The 25,102-nt window shown below is 30.8% G+C and carries 18 protein-coding genes; 15 read left to right on the top strand and 3 right to left on the bottom strand.

Annotation, left to right across the window (positions count from 1 at the left end):
• The first annotated feature begins 249 nt into the window (after positions 1 to 249).
• The 4 genes from L3B96_RS23825 to L3B96_RS23810 all read left to right on the top strand — a co-directional run bounded on the left by L3B96_RS23825 (position 250) and on the right by L3B96_RS23810 (position 5,120).
• Positions 250 to 1,299 carry an efflux RND transporter periplasmic adaptor subunit gene (locus L3B96_RS23825; protein ID WP_238948743.1) on the top strand — a complete coding sequence of 350 codons (1,050 nt, stop codon included), beginning with the start codon at positions 250 to 252 and terminating at the stop codon, positions 1,297 to 1,299.
• Between the two features lie 13 nt (positions 1,300 to 1,312).
• On the top strand, positions 1,313 to 2,503 hold the full coding sequence (locus L3B96_RS23820; protein WP_238948742.1) for an ABC transporter permease: 1,191 nt from the start codon (positions 1,313 to 1,315) through the stop codon (positions 2,501 to 2,503).
• Positions 2,478 to 3,692 carry an ABC transporter permease gene (locus L3B96_RS23815; protein ID WP_238948741.1) on the top strand — a complete coding sequence of 405 codons (1,215 nt, stop codon included), beginning with the start codon at positions 2,478 to 2,480 and terminating at the stop codon, positions 3,690 to 3,692. The genes L3B96_RS23820 and L3B96_RS23815 overlap by 26 nt, the downstream gene beginning before the upstream one ends.
• Before the next feature lie 75 nt (positions 3,693 to 3,767).
• On the top strand, positions 3,768 to 5,120 hold the full coding sequence (locus L3B96_RS23810; protein WP_238948740.1) for a TolC family protein: 1,353 nt from the start codon (positions 3,768 to 3,770) through the stop codon (positions 5,118 to 5,120).
• A 138-nt stretch (positions 5,121 to 5,258) separates the two neighbouring features.
• Here the strand turns inward: L3B96_RS23810 and L3B96_RS23805 are convergent, their stop codons facing one another.
• Positions 5,259 to 6,323, bottom strand: coding sequence for a LacI family DNA-binding transcriptional regulator (locus L3B96_RS23805; RefSeq protein WP_238948739.1), 1,065 nt, complete (start codon positions 6,321 to 6,323; stop codon positions 5,259 to 5,261).
• Between the two features lie 335 nt (positions 6,324 to 6,658).
• On the opposite strand from L3B96_RS23805, the gene L3B96_RS23800 reads away from it, so the two are divergent.
• The 11 genes from L3B96_RS23800 (at position 6,659) to L3B96_RS23750 (ending at position 23,561) form a co-directional block, all read left to right on the top strand.
• Entirely contained in the window at positions 6,659 to 7,651 is a 993-nt protein-coding gene (locus L3B96_RS23800; protein ID WP_238948738.1) for an ABC transporter permease subunit, read from the top strand.
• A gap of 7 nt (positions 7,652 to 7,658) precedes the next feature.
• Positions 7,659 to 8,561 carry a carbohydrate ABC transporter permease gene (locus tag L3B96_RS23795; RefSeq protein ID WP_026886975.1) on the top strand — a complete coding sequence of 301 codons (903 nt, stop codon included), beginning with the start codon at positions 7,659 to 7,661 and terminating at the stop codon, positions 8,559 to 8,561.
• Positions 8,562 to 8,595: 34 nt separating this feature from the next.
• Complete coding sequence (locus L3B96_RS23790) at positions 8,596 to 10,212, top strand: extracellular solute-binding protein (RefSeq protein ID WP_238948737.1); 1,617 nt, start codon at positions 8,596 to 8,598, stop codon at positions 10,210 to 10,212.
• A gap of 66 nt (positions 10,213 to 10,278) precedes the next feature.
• Positions 10,279 to 11,766, top strand: coding sequence for a glycoside hydrolase family 32 protein (locus L3B96_RS23785; protein ID WP_238948736.1), 1,488 nt, complete (start codon positions 10,279 to 10,281; stop codon positions 11,764 to 11,766).
• A gap of 160 nt (positions 11,767 to 11,926) precedes the next feature.
• The gene (locus L3B96_RS23780) at positions 11,927 to 12,874 is read left to right on the top strand and encodes a carbohydrate kinase (RefSeq protein WP_238948735.1); all 948 of its coding nucleotides are present in this window, start codon (positions 11,927 to 11,929) and stop codon (positions 12,872 to 12,874) included.
• Between the two features lie 252 nt (positions 12,875 to 13,126).
• A complete protein-coding gene (locus L3B96_RS23775) occupies positions 13,127 to 15,922 on the top strand; it encodes a sigma-54-dependent transcriptional regulator (RefSeq protein WP_238948734.1) in 2,796 nt (931 codons plus the stop codon).
• Between the two features lie 468 nt (positions 15,923 to 16,390).
• Positions 16,391 to 16,813, top strand: a complete 423-nt coding sequence (locus L3B96_RS23770; protein ID WP_238948768.1) for a mannose/fructose/sorbose PTS transporter subunit IIA — start codon at positions 16,391 to 16,393, stop codon at positions 16,811 to 16,813.
• Between the two features lie 69 nt (positions 16,814 to 16,882).
• Positions 16,883 to 17,374, top strand: a complete 492-nt coding sequence (locus L3B96_RS23765; protein ID WP_238948733.1) for a mannose/fructose/sorbose PTS transporter subunit IIB — start codon at positions 16,883 to 16,885, stop codon at positions 17,372 to 17,374.
• Positions 17,375 to 17,426: 52 nt separating this feature from the next.
• Entirely contained in the window at positions 17,427 to 18,218 is a 792-nt protein-coding gene (locus tag L3B96_RS23760; RefSeq protein WP_238948732.1) for a PTS mannose/fructose/sorbose transporter subunit IIC, read from the top strand.
• 21 nt (positions 18,219 to 18,239) lie between these two features.
• Positions 18,240 to 19,061, top strand: coding sequence for a PTS mannose transporter subunit IID (gene manZ / locus L3B96_RS23755; RefSeq protein WP_238948731.1), 822 nt, complete (start codon positions 18,240 to 18,242; stop codon positions 19,059 to 19,061).
• Positions 19,062 to 19,379: 318 nt separating this feature from the next.
• Positions 19,380 to 23,561 carry a GH32 C-terminal domain-containing protein gene (locus L3B96_RS23750; RefSeq protein WP_238948730.1) on the top strand — a complete coding sequence of 1,394 codons (4,182 nt, stop codon included), beginning with the start codon at positions 19,380 to 19,382 and terminating at the stop codon, positions 23,559 to 23,561.
• 371 nt (positions 23,562 to 23,932) lie between these two features.
• Here the strand turns inward: L3B96_RS23750 and L3B96_RS23745 are convergent, their stop codons facing one another.
• Both L3B96_RS23745 and L3B96_RS23740 read right to left on the bottom strand, forming a co-directional pair.
• Positions 23,933 to 24,256, bottom strand: coding sequence for a hypothetical protein (locus L3B96_RS23745; RefSeq protein WP_238948729.1), 324 nt, complete (start codon positions 24,254 to 24,256; stop codon positions 23,933 to 23,935).
• A 393-nt stretch (positions 24,257 to 24,649) separates the two neighbouring features.
• On the bottom strand, positions 24,650 to 25,102 hold a 453-nt coding region (locus tag L3B96_RS23740), incomplete at its 5' end, for a PEP-utilizing enzyme (protein WP_238948728.1).

The following is a 25,102-nucleotide window of genomic DNA, read 5'->3' as shown; positions in this document are numbered from 1 at the left end:
TTGTAATCCCCCATTTAATAGACAAATTTATCATTTTAGTTTATTAACAGACTTATCCATTAATATTGATTATTGAATAAGAATCCACATATTTCTATAATAGACTTGTGTCTATATAAAGGATAATTCATAAAAAATATAATGTCAATATATGTATTAATTCTAATTAAGTTAACAATAAATATACAACTTATGAGGTTTAAAGTTTAGAAAATAAAGTTTTCTAAATTATATTTTAGGAGGAATTTTATGAAAGTAAAAAATGTAGCATTAGTAGTATTTTCAATGGTTGTAGCTAATATATTTACAGGATGCACGCCAGTATCTACATTAACTGGGGACAAACTAGTAAAGCAGGCTCAGAGTAATTTAATAGTGCAGTCTAATGTTGACATGACAGATGTTAATGTAAATACATTAATTCCTGGAAAGGTCAAAGAAATTAAAGTTAAGGAAGGTGATAATGTAAAGAAAGGAGATGTTTTACTTATAGTTGATAGTGATACATTGGCAGCTCAACAAGCTCAAGTAGAGGCTCAGATTGAAACAGCAAAATCTCAGCTAAATGCTGCACAGGCAGCTAGGGATGCTGCAAGTGCAAAGCTTGAGTTAGCTCAAAATGGTGCAAGACCAGAAGAAATTGACCAAGCTAAGTCTGCTTATGATCTTGCAAAGATAACTGTAGATAGATTAAAAGTTTTATATGATCAAGGTTCAATTCCTAAGTCAGATTTTGATAATGCTGAAACTCAAATGCAGGTAGCAAAAGATAAGTATGATATAGCACAAAGTGGTGCAAGACCAGAAGATATAAAGGCTGCTCAGGCACAAGTGGATCAGGCAAATGCATCAGTTGAAGCAGTTGAAGGCCAAATAAAACAGGCAGAAGCAGCACTTCAAGGAGTTAATGTAAATCTTAATTATGCTACAGTTACTGCACCAGAAGATGGGACAATAACACAAGTAAATGTTGAAGCAGGAGAAGTTATATCAACAGGAATGCAGCTTATTGTAGTTACTAAGACCGATGAACCATCAATATTGTGTAATGTTAGGGAAACAGATTTATCTAAAGTAGACTTAGAACAAGAAGTTTCTGTAAAGATTCCAGCATATAAAGACGAGGAATTTAAGGGGAAAGTAGTTAGAATTAATAAAGATGCTGATTTTGCAGTTAAAAGAGCAACAAATGATAATGGTGAATTTGATGTACTATCTTATGGTGTTAAAGTTGAATTGACTGATAACGATAAGCCACTCCGTTCTGGAATGACTGCTTTTGTTGATTTTGGAAAGTGATGTGAGAATGGGTATGAAGGAAATAGTATTGAAGCTTAAAGAAAGATTTATAAAGTCTAAGGAGATTATAGTTTCTGTTATGTTACTTTTGATAATACCAGCTATTTCTAGTTATGCTTTAGGTTATACATATAGTGAACATGTAGTAAAAAATGTTCCTACAATGATAGTTGATCATGATGATTCTACTTTGAGTAAAAATTTTATTACTCAAATAAATACAAATGAAGTATTTAATGTAGTTAATTATAGTGAGAATGATAATGATATTAAAAATTTAATGGATGAAGGGAAAGTCGTGGTTGGTATTATCATTCCTGCAAATTTTAATAAAGACTTAAACGATGGAAAAGCGCCTAAAATCATGATTTGTTATGATGGTTCTCAGATGTCAGCAGTAAGTGCAGGTAAGACTAGAATAGCTGAAATTTTGGGGACTATTAAAGTTAGTTATTTAATGAAGATTGGGGAAGGTAAACTTGGGATAATGCCTCAGGAAGTTAAAAATAATATTATTCCCATACAAACTGATTCTATATTTTTAGGGAATTCAGCAAGAAGCACAGCTAATTTTTTGCTTCAAGGAATGTTAATTGGAATTGCCCAGATAGGAATTATTTCACTTGGTGTATTAGTAGTAAAGGAAAAGGAGAATTATTTTTTCTTACTAGTTAAAAGTATCATTTTTGGATTAATAGGTTCAATGTCAATTTTTCTACTAATGTTTATACAATATAAATATTTTCAAATGCCTTATAGAGGATCAGTTAAAGCTGGGATTGCACTAACTATAACTTTTAGTATTACTATGATAAATTTAGGGATTTTATTTAGATTAATTATAAAAAATAAACTGGAAGCAGTGAGTAGTTCTAGTCTTATGGCTTCATCTTTTGTTTTACTGTCAGGGTATACATTTCCACTAATGGCTGCACCTGAGGTGTTTAAAAAATTATCTAAAATCATTCCTTTCTTATATTATGGAATTCCAATGAGAGACCTATCTCTTTTAGGATTAAATTTTAATGATGTCGTGCCTAATATATATTATTTGATAAAATATATGATTTTTACATGGATTATTATGTTAGTTATACTGCTAATTAAAAGTATTTCAAAGAAAAGAACTAATATTAAAGAGAAAATTTTAAATAAAGTTATTAGGAGGAGGAAAAAAGATGAGGTTTCTGAAGTTTCTAGCTAGAGATAAAAAAAGTATTATTTCACTTAGTTTACTTCACATTAGTATAGTGATTTTTGTGGCTTGCATTTTCAGCAAAGTCTATATTGAAAATATCCCTTTCGGAATAGTAGATATGGATAACTCATCTTTATCCAGAACTATAATAGAAGAACTTAAAAAGAGTCCAGGTGTGAATATTAGTTATTATGCTGATTCACAAGAGGAATTACAACAGGCAATTAAGGAGAAAAAGGTTAGTGGGGGAATGGTGATTCCTAAAGATTTTAACAAAGATGTTGTCAAAAAGAAATCCCCTAGTGTTGCACTATTAATAGATGAAACAAATGTTGTTGTTGGAAGTAATTTATATGCATATTGTAATGGAGTCACAGGAACTATAAATGCTGGAATTCAACTTAAAGTATTTGAAGGCAAAAATATGATGCCATATAATGCAAAGAAAGCTATTACGACTTTTTCATATAGTGAACGTGTTCTTTATGAACCACAGCTTAGCTATATAAGGTACTTGATGTATTCTCTTGTACCATATTTATTACAAGGAACCTTTCTTATGACATTTTTAGTGCCTGCATTAATAAAAAATAGAGAAAAGTTAACTTCAATAAATTTTAAATCAAAAGATACTGTGAAAAACATACTTATTCTCTTAGCAAGAGTTTTAATGATTATTCTCATATCAGTAATTTCAAGTTTAATTGCATTATGCATTTTAGGAAAATATTTTGATTTGCCTCTTCGTGGAAATATCTTAGAATACTTGACGTTGACTTCAATATTTCTTATTGATCTTACAGCTATTGGAGTTTTATTTGCAGCGTTATTTAATAATTTAATATATTTCACTCAATTTTTTACCATGATAAATATAGTAACCTTTTTAGCTAGTGGAATTCCATTCCCAGAGTATGCAATGCCTAGCGGACTTCCTAGAATAATTAAAAATATTTGGCCATTTATGAATGTAGCACTTCCATTAAAATTCATAAACTTAAAAGCTGTTGGATGGGATGTTATATTACCGTATATAAAAAGTGGAATAATGTATGCAGTAGAATGGTTTTTAATGGGAATTGCATTATATTCTGCTAGAATTGCACTGAGTAAATATAGAAATAGGAAAATATCAGGGGAAGAAGATGAAAAAATATCGATAGAAACTTATGATAGACCTGAACTTATGCAATAGCTCGCCGAAATAAGGATTATGCTGTTGTTCCAGTTTCTAATAATTGAAAATATTTAATACAAGGGGGAAGAATAAATGAAGAAGAATATAAAAAAGATAGTTGCGATTGGAATTGGATTAAGTATAGTGAGCGGAAGTATAAATCCAGTCTTAGCAATAGAGAATCAGAAAAATAATGAAATAGTAAGTGCTCAAATAATAAATGATGAAAGTAATTTAATAATAAATGGACAATCATCTAACGGTAAACCAATTCTTACTTTAGATCAGGTTATAAATGCAGCTATAACTAATAGTGAAGATTTAAATTTAAAGTCACAGCAAATTTCTATGTACAGAAAGAAAGAAGATATTCAGGATAAAACTAATGATTTTTATGAGAGCCTTGGTGAAAAAATATATGATTTTCCATATGATAAGCTTGAGCTTCTAGAAAAACAAACAAATCAGTCGAAAGATTTTTTACAAGATCAAATATCAAGTGACATCACTAATAAGTATAATGCAATTATTATAAAGCAAATAGATATAAGTCAAGCTAAGACAAATTTAGATATAAAAAATAAAGACTTAGAAACTATTAAAACAAAAGTGCAAATAGGCATGGCAACATCAAATCAATTAACAGATAAGCAGATTGAAATTAATTCTTTAAAAAATGATATAATTGCAAAAGAAAATTCATTAAAGGATAGTATGGATTATTTGAGAGTTTTAACTAATTTGAATTTATCAAATTATACTTTAGACCCAAATATAGAATATAATTTATTTAAAATTGATGGTTCAAGTGATGAATATATAAATGATAAAATTGAAAATTATTTAAAATATAATCAGAAATTAATTAATCTTACAAAGGATTATTTAGATGACTTAAAGGATGATGGCGTAAAAGATATTATGAATAAAGATATTCCAAGCATGCCATCTGGTGGAATTCCATCTCCAGCTTCATATATGAAAAAAGATGATGCTACAGGAGCAGTTGAATTAGACGAAGGTGCCTATTCTATTGGACTTAGTTCTTATGCTCTTCAACTTATAAATTATGAAAAAAATGCATTGAAGTATTATATGGACCTTACTAAGTATGGAGCATATGTAGATGGTAAGTATGGAGTGGAGGAAGCACAAGTTAAGCTTGATGATTCAAAAAAGAGTTTAAAAAATGGATTAAAGCAAGCTTATTCAACGTTGCTTGATTTGGAAAATAAAATAAATGACTTAAATGATACAATAAAGTCAACTAACACAAAACTTAAATATGCAAAGACACAAGTAGATGTAGGACTGATGACAGAAAACAATTATAATGCATTAGTTCTAAAAAGTGAGCAGCTAGATTCATCACTAAGAACACTCATTAATGCTTATAATAATTTAAAGACTACGATTCAGGAGCCTTGGGTGCTAGGGGCTAATTAGTTATTGAAATATTGCTTTTAATAATTATTCAAAGAGAATATTAAATTGAAATACTATGTATTTTATCACACATACAAGGGACCCTATAAAGATGGACTTTTATTAAATTGTCTATCTTTATAGGGTGTTTTTAATTGGCTAACAGTTGATTTTATTAAATAAGTTTCCAGTAGATTCCCTAAACTTAGGTGAAGTACGAACATGGATTGTTCTAAATGGAATGGATGGATTATCTATTCTTGAAAGTAACAAATCTGCGGCAATATCTCCCATCTCATAACTTGGGATACTAACAGTAGTGAGATGAGGTTCAATTATTTTTGATTCCATTGAATCATCAAATCCACATACTAAAATATCATCAGGTACAGAAATATTTTTATGTTTTAGAGCTCTTATGACATTAATTGCAATAAAATCGTTTGCGCATACAAGAACTTGAGGAAGAACTGAAAGGTTCATTATCTTGTTCCCAAGCCATTCAGGATCAGCATAAGGTTCTTTGTCGTTTTCGATAATAGAATTATTAATATCAAATGAGAGTTTTGAATCTAATAGAGCAGAGCAATAACCCTTCCAACGTTCGTAAAAACTCTCACAATGATATATATCTCCTACAAACCCTATATTTGTTTTATTATTATTAATTAGGGTTTTAATAATATTATAAGTACTATGGAAATTTTCCATTAAAAGAATATCAGCATTTACAGGTTTACTGTTGTGCGTGCTAGGTGAATCGATAAATAGTGTAGGAATGTCTAATCCACATATAAGCTCACTATAATTTTTATCAAACATTTCTATGCATATTATGCCATCAACCAACTCAGGTTTAAAGTTCGATGGTAAGCTTGAGGAATTTAATTCATTATCACGAACAACATACATAGATAATCTATAGCCAAGAGTGCTCATCTTTTCTTCAAAACCTGATAAAAGATGAGATCCAAAATGGGAACTGTTTGGCATACTGCTTGTTAATAGTGCAATTTCTTTATTTAAAGATGAATTGGGAGAAATGGATGATACATTGTTTACATATGCAAATTGTTTGTAACCCATTTCAATTGCCTTTTGAATAATTTTAGATTTTGTAGCTTCTGCTAATGTTCCAGTATTATTTAAAGCTTTAGAAACTGTATTCCTTGAAATCCCCAATTCATCGGCTATATCTTGAACCGTTATTTTCTTATTTAGCATTATTAAAGGCTCCTTTCTTTGTCATATAAAATCTATATCAATATTTTAAGTATTGTTATTGACATTAGTATAACAAATGAAGTGACAAATGTAAAATAAAATAATTATATATACATAAATGCTAGCAAATAAAAAGAGATATAATATATTTTGTGTGCAAATGTAAAAATATAATGATGATAAAATGTAATATTTATATTGACAAATGTAATGGGAATCTGGTAATATCTATTTATAAATTAAAGATAAGGTTTACAAAAAAGACTTAACAAGCAGAGTGGATTTGTAAAGGTAAATTGAGTTTTTGTTACAAATGTAAAAAACTAAATAATAAAATGAAAGGGGAAATAAGTTTGAATGGGGTAAAAAGTACAAGATTTAATTTTAACAGATTAGATGGTGGAGATCCTATTATTAATAAAAAGAACTCTAAAATATATAGTAAGTTAAAGTATATCAAAAAGAATTATCAATTATATCTGTTCTTCACGCTACCGCCACTAATACTGTTAATTATTTTTAAGTATATTCCTATGGGAGGAGTACTAATTGCATTTGAAGATTATAGTGCTATTTTGGGAGTTTTCCATAGTCAGTGGGTAGGATTAAAACATTTTGAAAGATTTTTATCTTCCCCAGATTTTATGACATTGTTAATGAATACTTTAAAGGTAAGTTTATATGGAATATTGTGGGGATTCCCGTTACCGATTATACTTGCTTTACTTTTAGCAAGAATAAAGAGTGAGGGAATTAAGAAAAAGATTCAATTAATTTTGTATGCTCCTAATTTTATTTCTGTAATAGTAATTTCAGGTATGATTATCGTTTTCTTATCACCGATTGGGCCAGTTAATCAATTTTTTGGAACTGCTACAAACTTTATGGCAATGCCTAGTGCATTTCGGACTATATATGTAGCTAGTTCAGTTTGGCAGGCAACTGGTTGGGCATCAATTATTTATACAGCAGCTCTTTCAAATGCAAGTCAAGAATTAACAGAAGCAGCTGTTATAGATGGAGCGAATATTTTTCAACAAATTTTGAATGTTGATTTACCAGCAATTAAGCCAATTATGGTTATTCAATTTATTTTATCAGCAGGAAATATTATGAGCGTAGGTTTTGAAAAAGCATTAGCTTTGCAAACAGATTTGAATTTACCAACTTCAGAAATTTTACCAACATATGTTTATAAAATGGGTCTTCTAAATGGAGATTATAGTTTTTCAACAGCCGTAGGTTTGTTTAATTCAGTTATTAATATAGTTCTATTAATAGTTGTGAATTCAATTGTTAAAAAATTAAACGAGGGAGAAGGAATATAAGATGAATATGAAAATGAAAATGAAAAAATTCAAAAAATTATCATTTTCTGATAAATCTATTACAATAAGTGGTTATGTAGGTGTAATACTTTTTGTATTAGCTATTATTATACCACTTATATATATAGTTGTCGCTTCTTTTATGGATCCCAATACATTAAACAATCAAGGAATAACATTTGATTTTAGTAAATGGTCAATAGAAGGATATACAAGAGTATTTAAAGACGATATGCTTTTAAGAGGATTTTTGAATTCCGTATTCTATTCTACTGCTTATGCGGTAATTTCAGTTGGAGCCACACTTTTAGCTGCATACCCATTATCTAGACCAGATTTTGTGGGGAAAAAAATTATTACTACTTTATATATTATTACTATGTTTTTTGGCGGAGGGTTGATGCCAACATATCTTTTGGTTGACAATCTAAAGCTTCTTAACACAGTGTGGGCGATTTTACTTCCAGGTGCAATTAATGTATGGAATATTATACTCGCAAGAACTTATTTTCAAAGCTTACCAAAAGAGTTAAGAGAAGCATCTGCTATAGATGGTGCAAGTGATATTACACATTTCTTTAAAATAATGATTCCAGTATGTAAACCAATTATTGCAGTATTACTTTTATATCAATTTGTAGCTCAATGGAATAGTTACTTTGATGCTATGATTTATTTAGATGATACTAAATTGCAACCTCTGCAATTAGTAATTAGATCAATCTTAATTCAAAATACACCAAGACCTGGTATGATTGCAGATGTTCAAAGTGCAGCAGCAATGGCTAAAATGGCACAATTGCTAAAATACTCCACTATTGTTGTTTCAAGTTTACCTTTACTAGTTATGTATCCATTTTTCCAAAAGTATTTTGATAAGGGAATAATGGCAGGATCAGTGAAGGGATAAAAAAATATATATAGAAAAAGGATGGGGAAATAATATGAGGAAAAATAAAATTAGAAAGTTGGTTAGTATTTCTTTAGCTATGTTAACAGTATTATCATTTACAGCATGTGGTAGCTCAAGCAAGAAAACAGATACAGCTACATTAAAGGATGTTTCATTTCCATTAAAAGAAACAGCTACTTTAAAAATGCTTACAAGTGCGCCATCAATTTCGACTCAAGACCCAAATGAAAGAATTATTTTTCAAAGATTAGAGAAAGAAACAAATGTGCATATCGATTGGACGTGCTATACAGATGATCAATTTCCTGATAAAAAGAATTTAGCATTATCAAAAAAAGATACACTTCCAGATGTAGTATTTAATGCTGGTATGAACAATAATGATTTACTTCGTTATTCAAAACAAGGAGTTATTATTCCAGTTGAAGATTTAATAACAAAGGATATGCCAAATTTATCAAAAGTTCTAGAAGAAAAACCAGAGTATAAGAAAATGATTACTGCACCTGATGGCCATATTTATTCATTCCCATGGATAGAGGAATTAGGAAGTGGAAAGGAAGCTATTCAAGCTGTTGGAGATATTCCATGGATAAATAAAAAATGGCTTGATGAATTAGGGCTTCAAGTACCAAAAACAACTGATGAATTAGTTACAGTTTTAAAAGCATTTAAAGATAAACACCCTGAAGGGAAAACAGATGTAATTCCAATGTCATTTATTATTAATGCTGTTGGCGGAAATGAAGATCCAGGATTTATACTTGGGGCTTTTGGATTGGGAGACAATGGAGATCATTATATGGTAAATAATGATAAAAAAGTTGTTTATTCAACAGTTCAAGATGGATATAAAGAAGGCATAAAATGGCTTCATAAACTTCAAGAAGAAGGTCTTATAGATCCAGAAGCATTTACTCAAAAGTGGGATACTTTTGTAGCAAAAGGAAAAAATGATCGTTACGGTATGTTTTTCACATGGGATAGAGCTAATGTAGCTGTGAATAAAGATGATTATATTCCACTTCCAGCACTTGCAGGTCCTAATGGAACTGTTAATGCTACTAGATCAAATGGATATGGGTTTGATTTAGGAAGATGTGTTGTAACATCGGCAAATAAAAATTTAGAATTAACAGCAAAATGGATAGATAAGTTATATGATCCTCTTCAATCAATACAAGATAACTGGGGAACATATGGTGATGAGAAAAATCAAAATGTATTTGAGTTAACAGAAAATAAAACTTTAAAGCATTTACAATTAGGTACAGCATCACCATGGGAAGTTCGTGCAAATCAATTTGTTTCAGGACCATTAGCAGTTCTTGATAGTTATTATGGAAAGTATACAACATCTCCAGATGATGCCCAAGAAAGATTAGATATACTTCATAAAACTTATGTTAAAGATATGAAAGCTGATTACAATTATCCACCTGTATTTATGTCTCAAGAAGATATAGAAAAACTTACTCAATATGAAACAGCAGTAAAGGCATATACAGAACGTAAGAAAGCTGAATGGATTTTAAATGGTGGTATAGATGAAGAATGGGACTCTTATTTAAAAGAAATGGATAATCAAGGTTTATCAAAAATATTAGAAATTAAACAAAAATATTTAGATTCATACTTTGCAAAATAAAAAACTTATATAAGCGACTTGAATGGTCGCTTATATAATATTTAAGGCGATTGAAAGGAAATGATTATGAATAATATAGTGAGAAATAGTAGTGAAATTTTAAATAAAGCAAGGGTTTTTGAAGAAGAAGCTATAAAGCATATTCCGGAGGGACAGAAACCATCATTTCATCTATGTTCACCAATAGGCTGGATTAATGATCCAAATGGATTTTCAAAGTTCGAAGGACAATATCATCTTTTCTATCAATATCATCCATATGATACTAAATGGGGACCAATGCATTGGGGGCATAGTAAGACAAAGGACTTTATAAAGTGGGAGCAGTTACCAACAGCTCTTGCGCCAGATCAGGAATATGATATGGGAGGATGTTTTTCTGGAAGTGCAGTAGAGTCAGATGGAAAGCAAATACTTATGTATACTGGTGTGTTGGACAAAGTTCAAGAAGATGGGGCTCATATAATTAGGCAAACTCAATGTATTGCAATTGGAGATGGAGTAAATTATGAAAAGCTAACTTGTAATCCTGTGATAACAAGTTATTCTTTACCAGAAGGTAGCAATTTAGAAGATTTCAGAGACCCTAAGATATGGAAAGAAGATGATGGGTTTTATTCTGTAGTAGCTAGCAGGCATGCTGATGGAAGTGGACAAATTCTTTTATATAAATCAAATGATTTAAAAGAATGGAACTTTGTTGGCATTCTTGATAGAAGTGAAAATGAGATAGGAAGCATGTGGGAATGTCCAGACTTTTTTAAGATTGATGGAAATAATATTATGATTATTTCACCAATGGAAGTAAAGGCAGATGGGCTAAGATTCCATAATGGACATAATACGGTGTACTTAATTGGGAAATATGATAAGGAAAATCATAAGTTTAATAGAGAGAATTATGGGACTATAGATTTTGGCTTAGATTTTTATGCCCCTCAAACTCTAGAAGCAGAAGATGGAAGAAGAATTATGATAGGATGGATGCAATCATGGGAAAATAATATTGTTCCAAGTGACTTTAAGTGGTGCGGAATGATGAGCATTCCTAGAGAACTAACAATAAAAGATGGACAATTAATCCAAAATCCAATTAGAGAAATTAGAAATTACTATAAGAATTCTGTTAAATACGAGAATGTATTAATTAAAGATAATGTGGAATTAGAAGGAATATCAGGCCGAGAATTAGATATGACTATAGAAATTGATGGTGCAAACTGTGAAGAGTTTATAATTAAAATCGCTAAAAATAAAGACTATGAAACATTAATTACTTTTGATCCAAGAAAAGATATCGTTTCATTTGACAGAAGCTATTCAGGGAAACTTGGTGATACACTGCATAAGAGAGAAATGAATATAAGAAATCAAAATGGAAAGATTAAGCTAAGATTAATTATAGATAAATATTCTGTTGAAATATTTGCAAATGATGGTGAACAAGTAATGACATCTACTTTTTATACTAACTTAGATGCAACAGATATCTCGTTTTGTGCTAAGGGGGAGGCAGAAGTAAGTATTGAAAAGCATAGTATTGTTTTAAATTAGGGATTATATTTAGAGGTGTTTAAAAAAGTGACTAAATTAGGCTTTATAATTTAGCCACTTTTAAATACATAGATAAGTGGAAAATTTCAAATAAATATTAGTTTCCAAAGCAAATTTCTATAGTTTAATAAAGATAAACTAAGATATATGGAGGATTAAGATGAGTAAAAACATTTTTTGTATAGGAGAGCTTTTAATTGACATGGTTTGTGTTGATAATAAAGGATTAAAAGATGGAGAAAAGTTTGAGAAAAAAGCAGGTGGAGCGCCAGCAAATGTTGCAGCATGTATTTCTAAATTAGATGGAAATGCTTATTTTTTAGGACAAGTTGGCGACGATTACTTTGGAAAACATTTAATAGAATTGTTAAAAGATTTAAATATAAATACTGAAATGGCGGTAGAAAAAGGTAGTACAACAATAGCACTAGTCGGCATAGATGCAAATGGTGAGCGTAATTTTGATTTTCTAAGAGGCAGTGATGGAGAATATTCATTTAATAATATTGACTTATCAAAAATAACTAACTCGGATATCCTTCATTTTGGTTCTGCTACAGGATTTTTAGAGGGTGAATTAAAGAAAACATATTTTAAATTATTAGAATATGCAAAATCGAATAATATATATGTATCTTTTGATCCAAATTATCGTGATGCATTAATAACACCAGATAAATTAGAAATGTTTATTGAAGATAGTGTTGAGTTCATAAGAAAAAGTGATTTTGCTAAGCTAAGTGATGAAGAGCTATTTCTATTAACTAAAGAAAAAGATATAACAGCAGGAGTTAATAAATTGCATGAATTAGGCGTTAAGGTTGTAACTATTACGCTAGGATCTGAAGGAACATACTTAAGTGTTGATGGACAACATGAAATAATTCCATCCATTGAAATTAAGCAAGTAGATTCAACTGGTGCTGGAGATGCATTTGTTGGAGCAGTATTAAAACAAGTATCTGATATTGAAAATAAACAAAATATAAGTTCTGAAGAATGGAAAGACACAATTTTATTTGCAAATAAAGTAGGTGCTATTACATGTACAAATTATGGAGCAATAGCATCAATGCCTATTTTAAGTGAAGTAAGAAATTTATTTTAATGAAAATCTGTATTGTGTAAATTAAAAAAAGAGTGTAAAGAGTAAATATTTTTATTAAGTGAAGCTGGTTTAAGCTTAAATTTATTATAATATGCTTTATTTACACTCTTGTTTGGCACAATAATTGCTTTAAATAAGAAATTAAGTAAGTACTTAGTTGGAAAATTGAATAGAAGTGTTATTTATAGCTTTGGATATATAAGGATAAGTACTAAAAATTAAAACTAGGGATTAGAGGAAAGTGATAATGCTATGAAGCAAATTGATAAGATTTATAAGTATATATTATCAAATTCTAGGGAATTTACTAAAGAAAAATTATTTAAAATCAAGGGATTTAGTGCTCAGCAAGTTGCTGAACACTTGGGAATATTAAGAAGCAATGCTTCTAGAGATCTTAATGTTCTTTGTAGGGAAAGGAAAATAATTAAAATTAGGAATAGACCTGTTCTATATTTTGATAGAGAACAGTTTATTAGAATATTAAATGTGAACTTAAATGATGAATGTGAAGAGGGGATAGAAATTAATGATTTTATCAATTTGTTAGAGGATAAAGAAGATAAATCACCTTTCGACTCGTTAATAGGATTTAATACAAGTTTGAAAAATCAAATAGAACAAGCAAAGGCTGCTTTATTATATCCACCGAATGGGTTGCATACTCTAATAATCGGTAGTACTGGTGTTGGTAAAAGTTTATTTGCTAATATGATGTACAAATACTATAGAAATATAAAACAGTCACAAGAGGATTCGCCATTTATAATATTTAATTGTGCTGACTATTCTAATAATCCTCAACTTCTTCTATCACATATATTTGGACATGTCAAAGGAGCTTTTACAGGAGCTGAAAAAGAAAAGGAAGGAATAGTTGAAAAAGCTGATGGAGGTATATTGTTTCTAGATGAGATACATAGATTACCTCCAGAAGGGCAAGAAATGGTATTTTATTTTATGGATACGGGAACCTATAACAAATTAGGCGAAACAGATAGACAGCATAAAGCAAATGTGCTATTAATTGGAGCTACAACAGAGGATCCAAATTCTACGCTGCTTAAGACTTTTATTAGAAGAATCCCTATAACAATAACTATTCCACCTTTTGATGAAAGACCTATTAATGAAAAATTGGAGCTTGTACAATATTTACTTTCCAAAGAAGCACAGAGAGTGAACAAAACTATTAAGATTTCTTCGGAAGCAATTAAAGCTCTCATAGGCAGCACTAATTACGGAAATGTCGGACAGCTAAAATCTAATATACAATTGGTTTGTGCAAAGGGATTTTTTAATTGTATTAACACAAATAAGGATATTGAAATAAATTTAAGTACATTACCTCCAAATATAAAAAGTGGAATATTAGCTTTTGGAAATCAAACTAAAGATAAAACGACTATATGGAATATGATTCCTAATAATATTACTATTCAGCCAGATGGAAATAGAAAATTTTTAGAAACAGATGATTATGAAACACCATTTAATATTTATAGAATAATAGAGAGTAAAACTTCTGTGCTTCAAGAAGAGGGCATGAATGATGAAGAAATAAAGAGATTTATTACTACAGATATTAGCATTCACTTAAAACAATTCTATGATCGATTCAACAATGATATAAGTCGTAGAGAAGGCCTATTAAAGATTGTTGATAAAAATATTGTGGAATTTTCAGAAAAGATAAAAATACTAGCAGAAAACAGATTGAATAGAAAATTAAATGAAAGATTTATTTATGCAACAAGCCTTCATTTTAGTGCACTATTTAATAGGATTAAGAAGAATACTGTTTCTTATGAGTCCAATATTGATTTATCGATATCAATTGAAAGTAAAGAATATGAGGTTGCTAAAGAAATTCATGCACTCATTGAGAAGAACTTTAATCTAAGTATACCTAATGTTGAGATTGAATATTTAGCATTATTATTAAATTCAATACGAGAATCATCTCGTCAAGAAAGAGTTGGAATTGTAGTAGCATCACATGGGTCAGGAATTGCAACTAGCATGGTTAGTGTAGCTAAAAAGCTATTTGAAGCTGATAATATTCTTGCTGTTGATATGCCTCTTGAAAGATCACCATCGGATGTTTTAGAAAATGTTATAGAAAAAGTTAAGCAAGTTGATGAGGGAAAAGGCGTATTGCTTTTAGTAGATATGGGATCGTTAAACAGTTTTGCAGATGTTATTACAGAAAAAACAGGGATAAACATAAAAAGTATTGATATGGTTTCAACTCCACTAGTTCTAGAAGCTGTTAGAAAGTGTTCGGTTTGTGACGTTGATTTAAATTCAGTATATTCGTATTTACTTACTGATTTTAGGGGATACACTAATAATATTAACACGCAGGCAATTCAAGAAACTAAGGAAAAAAATAAGGTTATAATTACTGTATGTTCTACTGGAAAAGGGGCAGCTATAAAGCTTAAGGAGTTGGTAGAAATGGTTACAAATAATATAGGTGTTAAGAATGTTAATATTATTTCACTTGGACTTAAGAACTTAACTAAGTCAATTAAGAAGATTCAGGAAGAAAATAATATTTTGGCTATTATAGGTATTGCAAATCCTAATCTTGGAATTCCATTTATATCTATAGAACAATTAATCGATGGAACAGGGGAGAATATATTAATAAGTATTATCAAAGGCAAAAAGATAGAAACTATAAAAAATACGGGAGATAAGCAAATAATATTTGAAAATCTCTGTACGCAAACTATTGCTGAATTTATAACATTTCTTAATCCAAAAAAAATTTATTCTCTATTAGATGAATTTTTGAATATTACTGAAAGGTTATTGAGTGTAAACTTTGAAAATCCAGTTAAATTACGAATCATGTTTCATGTTGCATGCGCATTAGAAAGAATGGTACTGAATAATGGATTAGTATATGATGATGACAAAATAAATTTTCACAAAGAAACTATAGAAGCATTGAAGGAAGCGAGTTTGATTTTCAAAAATGCATTATCAATAAATCTAACAGATGATGAAATTTATTATATTGCTGATATTATTAAATGAAATTTGGTTTAGCATAGGACTTTGACTAAAACTTAAAATTAAATTTAAATTAGTATATATGTTGTGATAATAATTTTAAGCTTAAAACTCCATTAAGCTGAGTGCTCGATTAAAACTAGGATTTACAAACTTAATCGTAATATATAAAAAAAATATGACTTAAAAATACGAAATATAAAAGTTAACTGCCATTAATACATGGATCTAAAAGGATCGTGTGTTAGTGGCAGTTAATTTTTATATACATGTGTGTTAATTCTACAAAATTATTTAATAAACTGTGTTAAATGTGATTTGAAGTATGTAAATCTTAAATTCATAGTGTAATTAAAAATATTTAAGTATCAGAAAAGGTAGTTATAGCCTTATTTATGGATGATTTTTTTATTTACATCCTTGATTGGCATGGGAATTGCTAAGTATATAAGTATGAAAATAATATATGTAGCAAGAAAGGATGATAGAGTAATGATCTCAGTAATTATAGGTACCCATGGTATATTTTCAGAGGAAATTCTTAAATCAGCAGAAATGATTTTTGGAGATCAAGAAAATGTAGGTGCCGTTACATTTAAACCAGGTGAAGGAATTGAATCACTTGTAGAAAAATATAACACTCTTATAAAAGAGTTAGATTCAACAGACGGAGTACTATTTATGGTAGACCTGTTTGGAGGAAGTCCATTTAATGCGGCAAGTATAATTGCAATGCAACATGAGAATATGGAAATTGTAGCAGGTGTTAATCTGCCAATGATTTTAGAGGTTCTAGGAAGTAGAGATTTTTCAAGCATAACAGAATTGTTAAGAGTAGCAGAAAACTCTGGAAAAGAGGCTATAAAGGTTTTAACTAAAAATATCAATATAGATGAAGATGAAGAAATTATATAAATTGTTTGTAAAATATTATGATAATCGCAATTTAAGTAAATATAAAAATTGAAAGATAGGAGATAAAAAATGGAAATTAGCTTTATAAGAATAGACGACAGATTAATACATGGACAAGTAGCGACAGTTTGGACTAAGGAGAGTGGGTGTAACAGAATATTTGCCTGCAGTGATGAAGTTGCAGCGGATGACTTAAGAAAACAATTAGTGATTCAAGTAGCACCTCCAGGAATAAAAGCATATGTGCTTCCAATAGCAAAAGCAATTGAAGCATATAATAATCCTAAATTTGACAGTTTTAAAACTTTATTTTTATTTACAAACCCTACAGATGTATTAAGGATGGTTGAAGGCGGAGTACCTATTAAATCTGTAAACGTTGGAGGGATGTGCTATAAGGCTGGTGATAAACAGGTTACAAATGCATTATGCATGAATGATATTGATATTGAGGCGTTTAAAAAGCTTAATGAAAAAGGTATCGAATTAGAGGTAAGGAAACTAGCAAAAGATACTAAGATAAACTTAATGGACAGATTAAAAGAATTACAATTTATATAAGTATATAAAAACTTTTTTATATAAATTAAAAAAAGAAAGAGAGGAATTATAAATGAGCACTTTACAATTAATTTTATTAGTAATAGTTGCAGCAATTACTGGTATGGCAAGTGTACTTGATGAGGCACAATTTCATAGACCAATAATTGCGTGTACATTGGTTGGATTTGTACTAGGGGATATTAAAACAGGAATTATACTAGGTGGAACACTTGAAATGTTAGCATTAGGATGGATGAATGTTGGTGCAGCTATGGCACCAGATGCGGCGCTTGCAAGTGTAATTTCAGCAATACTTGTTATAATCGGTAAACAATCAATTGGAGCAGGTATAGCAGTAGCGGTACCAATAGCAGCAGCAGGACAAGTTCTTACTATATTTGTGAGAACAATAACTGTATTTTTCCAACACTTAGCTGATAAATATGCTGAAAAGGGTAACACAAGAGGGATAGAAATGTGTCATATACTAGGGTTATCACTTCAAGCAATACGTGTAGCTATACCAGCAGCCATAGTAGGAGTACTTGCAGGAACAGATGCAGTAAATGCAGCGCTTGCAGCTATACCACAAGTTATTACAAGAGGGCTTCAAGTGTCAGGTGGATTTATAGTAGTTGTTGGTTATGCAATGGTAATGAATATGATGAATAGTAAATCATTACTACCATTCTTCTTTATCGGATTCTTGTTAGCAGCATTTACAAACTTCAATTTAATTGGTTTTGGTGCTGTAGGTGTTATTGCAGCAATATTCCATATCAAATCAATAGCTAATGAAGGTAAAGTAGCAGTAGCTGGAACTGGAAGTATTGATGATATCGATGATTCAGACTTAATGTAATTACAGAAAGGAGATAAAATAATGAGTGAAAAGAAATTAAATAAAAGTGATATAGTAAAAATGTTTATTCGTTCAAATTTCTTATTGGGATCATTTAATTTTGAAAGAATGCAAGCAATAGGTTTTTGTGTTACATTAATTCCAGCTTTGAAGAAATTATATAAAGGTGACGAATTAAGTGCAGCACTTAAAAGACATTTAGAATTCTTTAATACACAACCATTTATGGCAACGCCAATCATGGGAATAACAGCAGCCATGGAAGAACAAAAGGCAAATGGGGCAGATATAGATGAGGGATCAATAAGTGGTGTTAAGATTGGTCTTATGGGACCACTTGCTGGAGTTGGAGATCCAATATTCTGGGGAACACTAAGACCTGTACTTGCAGCATTAGGGGCAGGACTTGCACTTACAGGAAGCATAATTGGACCATTAATTTTCTTCATAGGATTCAATGCAATAAGACTTGCAACAAACTGGTATGGAATGTTCTATGGATATGAAAAAGGAACTCAATTAGTTGCTGATATGGGAGGAAATAAGCTTAGATATCTTACAGAAGGTGCTTCAGTACTTGGATTACTTGTTATAGGTGGTCTTGTTTCAAAATGGACAACTGTTAATATACCTTTTGTTCTCTCTAAATATACACAAGCTGATGGAAAAGAAGTAGTTACAACTATTCAAAGTGTACTAGACAGCTTAATGCCAGGATTAGTTCCACTTTTACTAACATTTTTATGTATGTATCTATTAAAGAAGAACGTGAATCCATTATTAATAATCTTTGGATTGTTCGCAGTAGGGATTTTAGGAGTTGCGTCTGGAATATTACAATAAACATTAATTCATAATCTTATTTTAAGTAAACCATTTTAAATTGAAATTTATTATAGCAGTATAGATTACCTAATTAATATTATAGATTAAAAGTCTAACATTAATTAAATTAGTAGGGTAGTCTATACTTGTATTAACAACAATATTCTCATGATTATATAGTGAATTTAATCGTAAAGTAAACGTTGCCTAAAGTAGAGGAGTTCATATAGTATAGTAAATTCTTATGAAGTACAAATTTAACATTACTAAAATAATTATATTTATAGAATCAAAGGATAAACACTTCTAAAAAATAATGATAAAAGGGGTAAAAAAATGAAAAAATTAAAGTTAAAGTTAATAGCGATAACAGTTGCAACCATGACAACAGCAACATTTACTTCAGTAAGTGCATCAGCAGCTTGGATACAAAATAAAGGGAATTGGAACTATTTAAGTGATTCGGGAGAAATGAAGACAGGTTGGGTTAACGATAATGGCGCGTGGTACTATCTAGATAATTCAGGAACAATGAAAATAGGCTGGGTAAATGATAGTGGTACATGGTACTATATGCAACCATCAGGAGAAATGAAGACAGGTTGGGTTAACGATAATGGCGCGTGGTACTATTTAGATAATTCAGGAACAATGAAAACAGGCTGGGTAAATGATAGTGGTACATGGTACTATATGCAACCATCAGGAGAAATGAAGACAGGTTGGGTTAACGATAATGGCGCGTGGTACTATTTAGATAATTCAGGAACAATGAAAACAGGCTGGGTAAATGATAGTGGTACATGGTATTATATGCAGCCATCAGGAGCAATGAAGACAGGCTGGATTAGTGATAATAGTACGTGGTATTTTTCAGATACATCAGGAACAATGCAAACTGGAGTAGTAAAAATAGATGGAAAAACTTATTATTTAGATGAAGCTACAGGAGCTATGAGGGTTGGAGACATAACAATAAATGGAACAACTCATACATTTGCACAGAGTGGAGAAGCAATAGGTTCAGATTTAGTACCAACTAAGACATTTAATTCAAATGGAGTTAAAGTAGCTGAAACAAGTACTCAAGGTAACAGCGATAAAACATCAGATAATAATAAATCAAATACAACAACAGCTAGCGACCAAAGCAACTCAACAAGTACTACAAGTAGTGGAAAGTCTCACCATAGTAGCAGCGGTAGCAGCAGCACTCAAGTTAATAAAGAAGCGCTAATAAATGCAATAACAATTGCAAAAACAAAATATGAAGCGGCAGTAGAAGGAACTGATGTAGGGCAATATTCAGTGGGATCAAAGGTCATATTTAAAGCAGCTATTGATGCAGCACAAGCAGTTTCAGATAATACAGGTTCTACGCAAAAAGATATAGATTCAGCATTAATGGCACTTGCATCGGCTACGACTATATTTAATCAGAGTATTAATAAAGATGTTGATTCGAGTACTTCAACTAATTATTTAGAAAATTATCGTGAACAGTATCACTATTCCCCGGCTAAAGCTTGGGCAAATGACCCAAATGGAATGGTTTACTTTAATGGAGAATATCATTTATTTTATCAGTATAATCCAGATGCCTCAGTATGGGGGCCAATGCATTGGGGACATGCTGTCAGTAAAGATTTGATTCATTGGACAGAGTTACCTATTGCTTTAGCACCAGACGATGGTGGAACAATTTACTCAGGATCAGCAGTTATAGATAAGGATAATACTACTGGTTTCTTTGATGGAATTGCAGGCGGAGGATTAGTCGCGATTTATACTCAAGATTATATGGATAATGGTGCAGAAAGACAAAAACAAAGTATTGCTTATAGTAAGGATAATGGAAGAACATGGATTAAGTATGAAGGTAATCCTGTTATTGCAGCAGAAAGTGATCCATTAAATAATTCTGCATTTAGAGATCCTAAAGTATTCTATAATGAAGAAGCTAGAAAATGGTTTATGGTAGTAGCAGGAGGTCCATTAAGATTTTTCTCATCAGATAATTTAAAAGATTGGCATCCAGAAGGAATGCAAGATGAAATTCAAACAGAGTGTCCAGATATATATAAATTAGAAGTTGGAGATACTGGAACATATAAATGGGTATTAAGTGAAGGTGGCAGATATTATCGAGTTGGAGATTTCAAAGAAGTAGATGGCGTATGGAAATTCGTTACTGATAATGATGAACATTTACCTATGAATTTTGCTAAAGACTCATATGCTGCCCAAACTTATTATGGTACGAATGAAAACGGTACACCAGATGGACGAAGAATTATGATTAATTGGATGAATAACTGGGATTACTGTAATAATGTTGCTCCTATAACAAAGACTTTTAATGGATCTTTTGATTTACAAACTGAATTAAAATTAGTTAACACAGATGCAGGAATTCGTTTAATACAACAACCAATAGACGAATATAAAACTTTACGTAAATCAACTACGACTTTTAATAATGTTACAATTTCTCCAGATCAGCCTAATGTTATGAGTAATTTATCAGGTAGCCAATATGAAATTGTAGCAGAGTTTGCACCAGATGAAAATACAACAGAAGTTGGATTTAAATTAAGAGTTGGAAAATCTGCAGATCAGGAAACTATAGTTAAATATAATACTCAAACTGAAGAAGTAACACTTGACCGTTCAAAATCAGGAAAGTCACCAAGTGCAGATAAATTTTTACAAGCTTATAGTCAAAAGATGGGTAAAACATCTGATGGCAAGATCCAATTACACATTTTTGTAGATGCAGCGTCAGTAGAAGTGTATGGAAACAATGGTGAAGTAACTGGTTCAGCTCAAATTTTCCCTAATCGTTCTAGTGATGGCGTTGAAGTATATTCAGTTGGTGGAAGTTCAATAGCTACAATTCAATATTACCCATTAAGTAGTATTTGGAATAATGAGGTTGCTGGTAAAGATTCTGCATTAGTATCATTGAGTGAAGGTGATCTAGGCAAAAAAGTAGGTGATGAATTTACTATTTATACAGCTACGGTTCCAGAAACAGCAGAGCAAGGTGTTACTTGGGAATTTAATCATGATGTCTTAGAAATTGTAAGTCAAGATGATGAAAAAACAACATTTAGAACAAGAAGTGTAGGAAGCACAACTTTAACTGCTGTGTCTAAGGATCAAAAGTCAAGGAAAACAATTAATATAAACGTATATGATAGTAACCCAAGTAGTATAATTGCAAGTTTAACTAATTTTGCTACTGTTGGAGACTGGTATGTAAAGGATGATAGCTATATAGGAAATAGTTCAGGCGATGGATTTGCGGTAGCAGAGCAAACTTATAATAGTGAAGTAGCATCCACATTAGAAGTTAATGCAGATGTATCAGATGGAAATACTGCAGGTCTTGTGCTATTATCTCAAACTGCAAATCCAAAAGAAGGATCTATTATAGCAAATGTAAATAAAAATGGAGAATATAGAGTATTTGAATTCACAGGACTTGATGCAAATGGCAATCCAACAGTTAAAGATTTAAATAGCGGTATAGTTCCAAAAACAGAAGATAATATATATAAATTAAGAGCCGAAGTAAATGGTACACATATTAAGTATTGGATTAATAACGAATTAGTTTGCGATACTAATCAAGATTTTACAACAGGAAGATTTGGATTAAATGTTTATGGAGGATCTACATCATTTAAAAATGTAACCCTTAAAAACAATACTCCAAGCACTGAAACAAGTGTTTCAGGTTCAGGTTTAACTTTTGATAATACACCAGAAGACTTACATGTTTCTGATGATAGTTATGTAGTAGATGGTGGCAAGAACAACAATGGTTTTGCAATTTCAGACCAGAATATAGATACAAGCCAAGGAACTTATATTTTAGATACAGATTCTAAAATTTTAGGTGACTGGCATAATCAAAATCCAGCAAATGGTGATGTAGCAGGAGTTGTATTACTTGCTCAAGGCGATAATTACTTTAGAGATGGAGGAATTATAGCTAATGTTGGAAAATGGGGTCATTATAGATTGTTTGGACAAGTTCCGGATGGAACTGGCGGCATGAAAGAGGTTACATTTGCAGAGGGTGATGTTCCAGAAGCACAATATAATAGATATCATTTAAAAGTTGAGCTAAATGGAGATCATATTATTTATTGGATAAATAGTAAAAAGGTATGTGATATAACTCAAGATTATTATACAACAGGGAAATTTGGATTAAATGTATGGAATGGAGCATCCGAGTTCAGGAATATAGTACTTAATAGCAATTCTATAGGAAGTGAAATAGCGAAAACTGAGACAACAACAGGAGCGGCAGTAACAGTAGATGAAACAGCAGGAATAGAGAAAACGGAAATCGCGATGACAGGAGATAAAACTACATCGGCTGAAATAGTAGCAACAGATGTAGCTGGAACTGATACTTCAGGAGATAAAACAACAGGAGCAGATGCAACTGAATCCGGCGTGACAGAAACAGCAGAAAAAGTAAATGAAAATATAAAAAAGTAAAGTTTTGATTGTGTGGAAGTAGAGAAATTTAAGCCTAATTATATTTAAATTACTGTAAGAAAATGAGACAATACTATCTCAAACTGAAAGGTAGTATTGTCTTTGTAATGAAGAAAAGAAACATATAGTTTGTAGTTTTTATTGAATTTGTTTCTATAAAAAAAATTCTAATTAAACTATTCCGTAGTTAAAACAGCTCTAAAGTAAACCTTAGCAGTCATCATTTTTTCATACGCTGAATTTATTTGTTCTAGTGGAAAAGTTTCGAACATTGAGTGTACATTTCTTAGAATACTAAAATTTATAGTATCTTTTCTAGCATTAGCATCTGTGGCTAACCATCCTTGTATACTTCAAGTAGTTTGATGCTATTACTCTGTGAGGGTTATTGAACCTGGACCTAATATTACAAGTTTATCATCATATTTGAAAGGACCAATGTTGTATTTAGCTGAGTTTGCTGGCAAGCGACGTGATTCTATTATCTGCTCGTTATCATCTATTATGATCATAAAAATGGTTGCGGAAGAGCCATTTTGAATATTGTATATAATATTTTCCATTAAGTCTAAGTCTTTCATTCTATAGATACCTTCAGACAAGGTTTTATTTAAAGGTTGTGCCATAACAATTGGACTTTTTATATTAAATGACAAAAATAGAAAAATAGAAAATATAGCAATAAATTTTTTCATTAGATTATCCACCTTTCAAGTTCCTTATAATAAATAACATATTAACTCATTTAATTCTTATTATGTGAAACTTAAAAAAAACTATTCGAAAATATAAGATGTCAAGTAAATTATTGCACAATGTTAAAGTATTAGGGATTATAAAGAAAAATACATATATAATGGGTGAGCTCAAAAAGGAAGGTACAAATACGAAAGGTGATTTGGTCTAGCTATTCTTATAAAAAATCCGTGCATCAAATAGTGATGCACGGATAAATTACGTTATGTTTCAAGAAATTATGCTACGCTATAAATCTTTACATCTGGGTCAGCGCTCCAAAGTGGCTTTAAGTCAACGAATACGTCATTTGGGAACATTGAGCTTGATAGGTAAGAGTAAATTTATTTTAATCAATTATTTAAAATTTGTACCACTCCATGACCGCCGTCAACTATAACTTTATCTCCTGTCTTAAGCCTTGTAGTCGCATTGCCACATCCTACAACAGCTGGAATACCAAGCTCTCTGGCTACTATAGCAGCATGGGATAACGGTGCTCCAATGTCAGTAATTATTGCTGAAGCCTTAGGAAAAAGAGGTGTCCATCCAACATTAGTAGTTGACGCAACCAAGATTTCGCCTTTTTTAAGGTTTTCTCCTTCCTCAGGATTTGTTAAAATACGCACAACTCCTTCGATTTTTCCTGATGCTCCTGCAAAACCTTTAAGAGTTTCAGAATCTTGTGTAGTAATAGGCATAGATTCATCATAGTAATCAACTCTTCTATTAGCTATAATAGTGCAAAAATACTTGAATAATTTTACAACTAAATAAAATAAAAAAACATCTATGATAAATCCTTG

It is taken from the genome of Clostridium sp. YIM B02569 (genome assembly GCF_022320765.1).
GTDB classification, from domain to species: Bacteria; Bacillota; Clostridia; order Clostridiales; family Clostridiaceae; genus Clostridium; species Clostridium beijerinckii.
This window is presented reverse-complemented; position numbering and strand designations above follow the sequence as displayed.

Coding starts and splice junctions, on each gene's coding strand:
- L3B96_RS23820 (WP_238948742.1), top strand. CDS start 1,313: ATGAAGGAAATAGTATTGAAGCTTAAAGAAAGATTTATAAAGTCTAAG.
- L3B96_RS23815 (WP_238948741.1), top strand. CDS start 2,478: ATGAGGTTTCTGAAGTTTCTAGCTAGAGATAAAAAAAGTATTATTTCA.
- L3B96_RS23795 (WP_026886975.1), top strand. CDS start 7,659: ATGAAAATGAAAATGAAAAAATTCAAAAAATTATCATTTTCTGATAAA.
- L3B96_RS23775 (WP_238948734.1), top strand. CDS start 13,127: ATGAAGCAAATTGATAAGATTTATAAGTATATATTATCAAATTCTAGG.
- L3B96_RS23760 (WP_238948732.1), top strand. CDS start 17,427: ATGAGCACTTTACAATTAATTTTATTAGTAATAGTTGCAGCAATTACT.
- L3B96_RS23765 (WP_238948733.1), top strand. CDS start 16,883: ATGGAAATTAGCTTTATAAGAATAGACGACAGATTAATACATGGACAA.
- L3B96_RS23790 (WP_238948737.1), top strand. CDS start 8,596: ATGAGGAAAAATAAAATTAGAAAGTTGGTTAGTATTTCTTTAGCTATG.
- L3B96_RS23750 (WP_238948730.1), top strand. CDS start 19,380: ATGAAAAAATTAAAGTTAAAGTTAATAGCGATAACAGTTGCAACCATG.
- L3B96_RS23810 (WP_238948740.1), top strand. CDS start 3,768: ATGAAGAAGAATATAAAAAAGATAGTTGCGATTGGAATTGGATTAAGT.
- L3B96_RS23825 (WP_238948743.1), top strand. CDS start 250: ATGAAAGTAAAAAATGTAGCATTAGTAGTATTTTCAATGGTTGTAGCT.
- L3B96_RS23770 (WP_238948768.1), top strand. CDS start 16,391: ATGATCTCAGTAATTATAGGTACCCATGGTATATTTTCAGAGGAAATT.
- manZ (WP_238948731.1), top strand. CDS start 18,240: ATGAGTGAAAAGAAATTAAATAAAAGTGATATAGTAAAAATGTTTATT.
- L3B96_RS23805 (WP_238948739.1), bottom strand. CDS start 6,323: ATGCTAAATAAGAAAATAACGGTTCAAGATATAGCCGATGAATTGGGG.
- L3B96_RS23785 (WP_238948736.1), top strand. CDS start 10,279: ATGAATAATATAGTGAGAAATAGTAGTGAAATTTTAAATAAAGCAAGG.
- L3B96_RS23745 (WP_238948729.1), bottom strand. CDS start 24,256: ATGAAAAAATTTATTGCTATATTTTCTATTTTTCTATTTTTGTCATTT.
- L3B96_RS23780 (WP_238948735.1), top strand. CDS start 11,927: ATGAGTAAAAACATTTTTTGTATAGGAGAGCTTTTAATTGACATGGTT.
- L3B96_RS23800 (WP_238948738.1), top strand. CDS start 6,659: ATGAAAGGGGAAATAAGTTTGAATGGGGTAAAAAGTACAAGATTTAAT.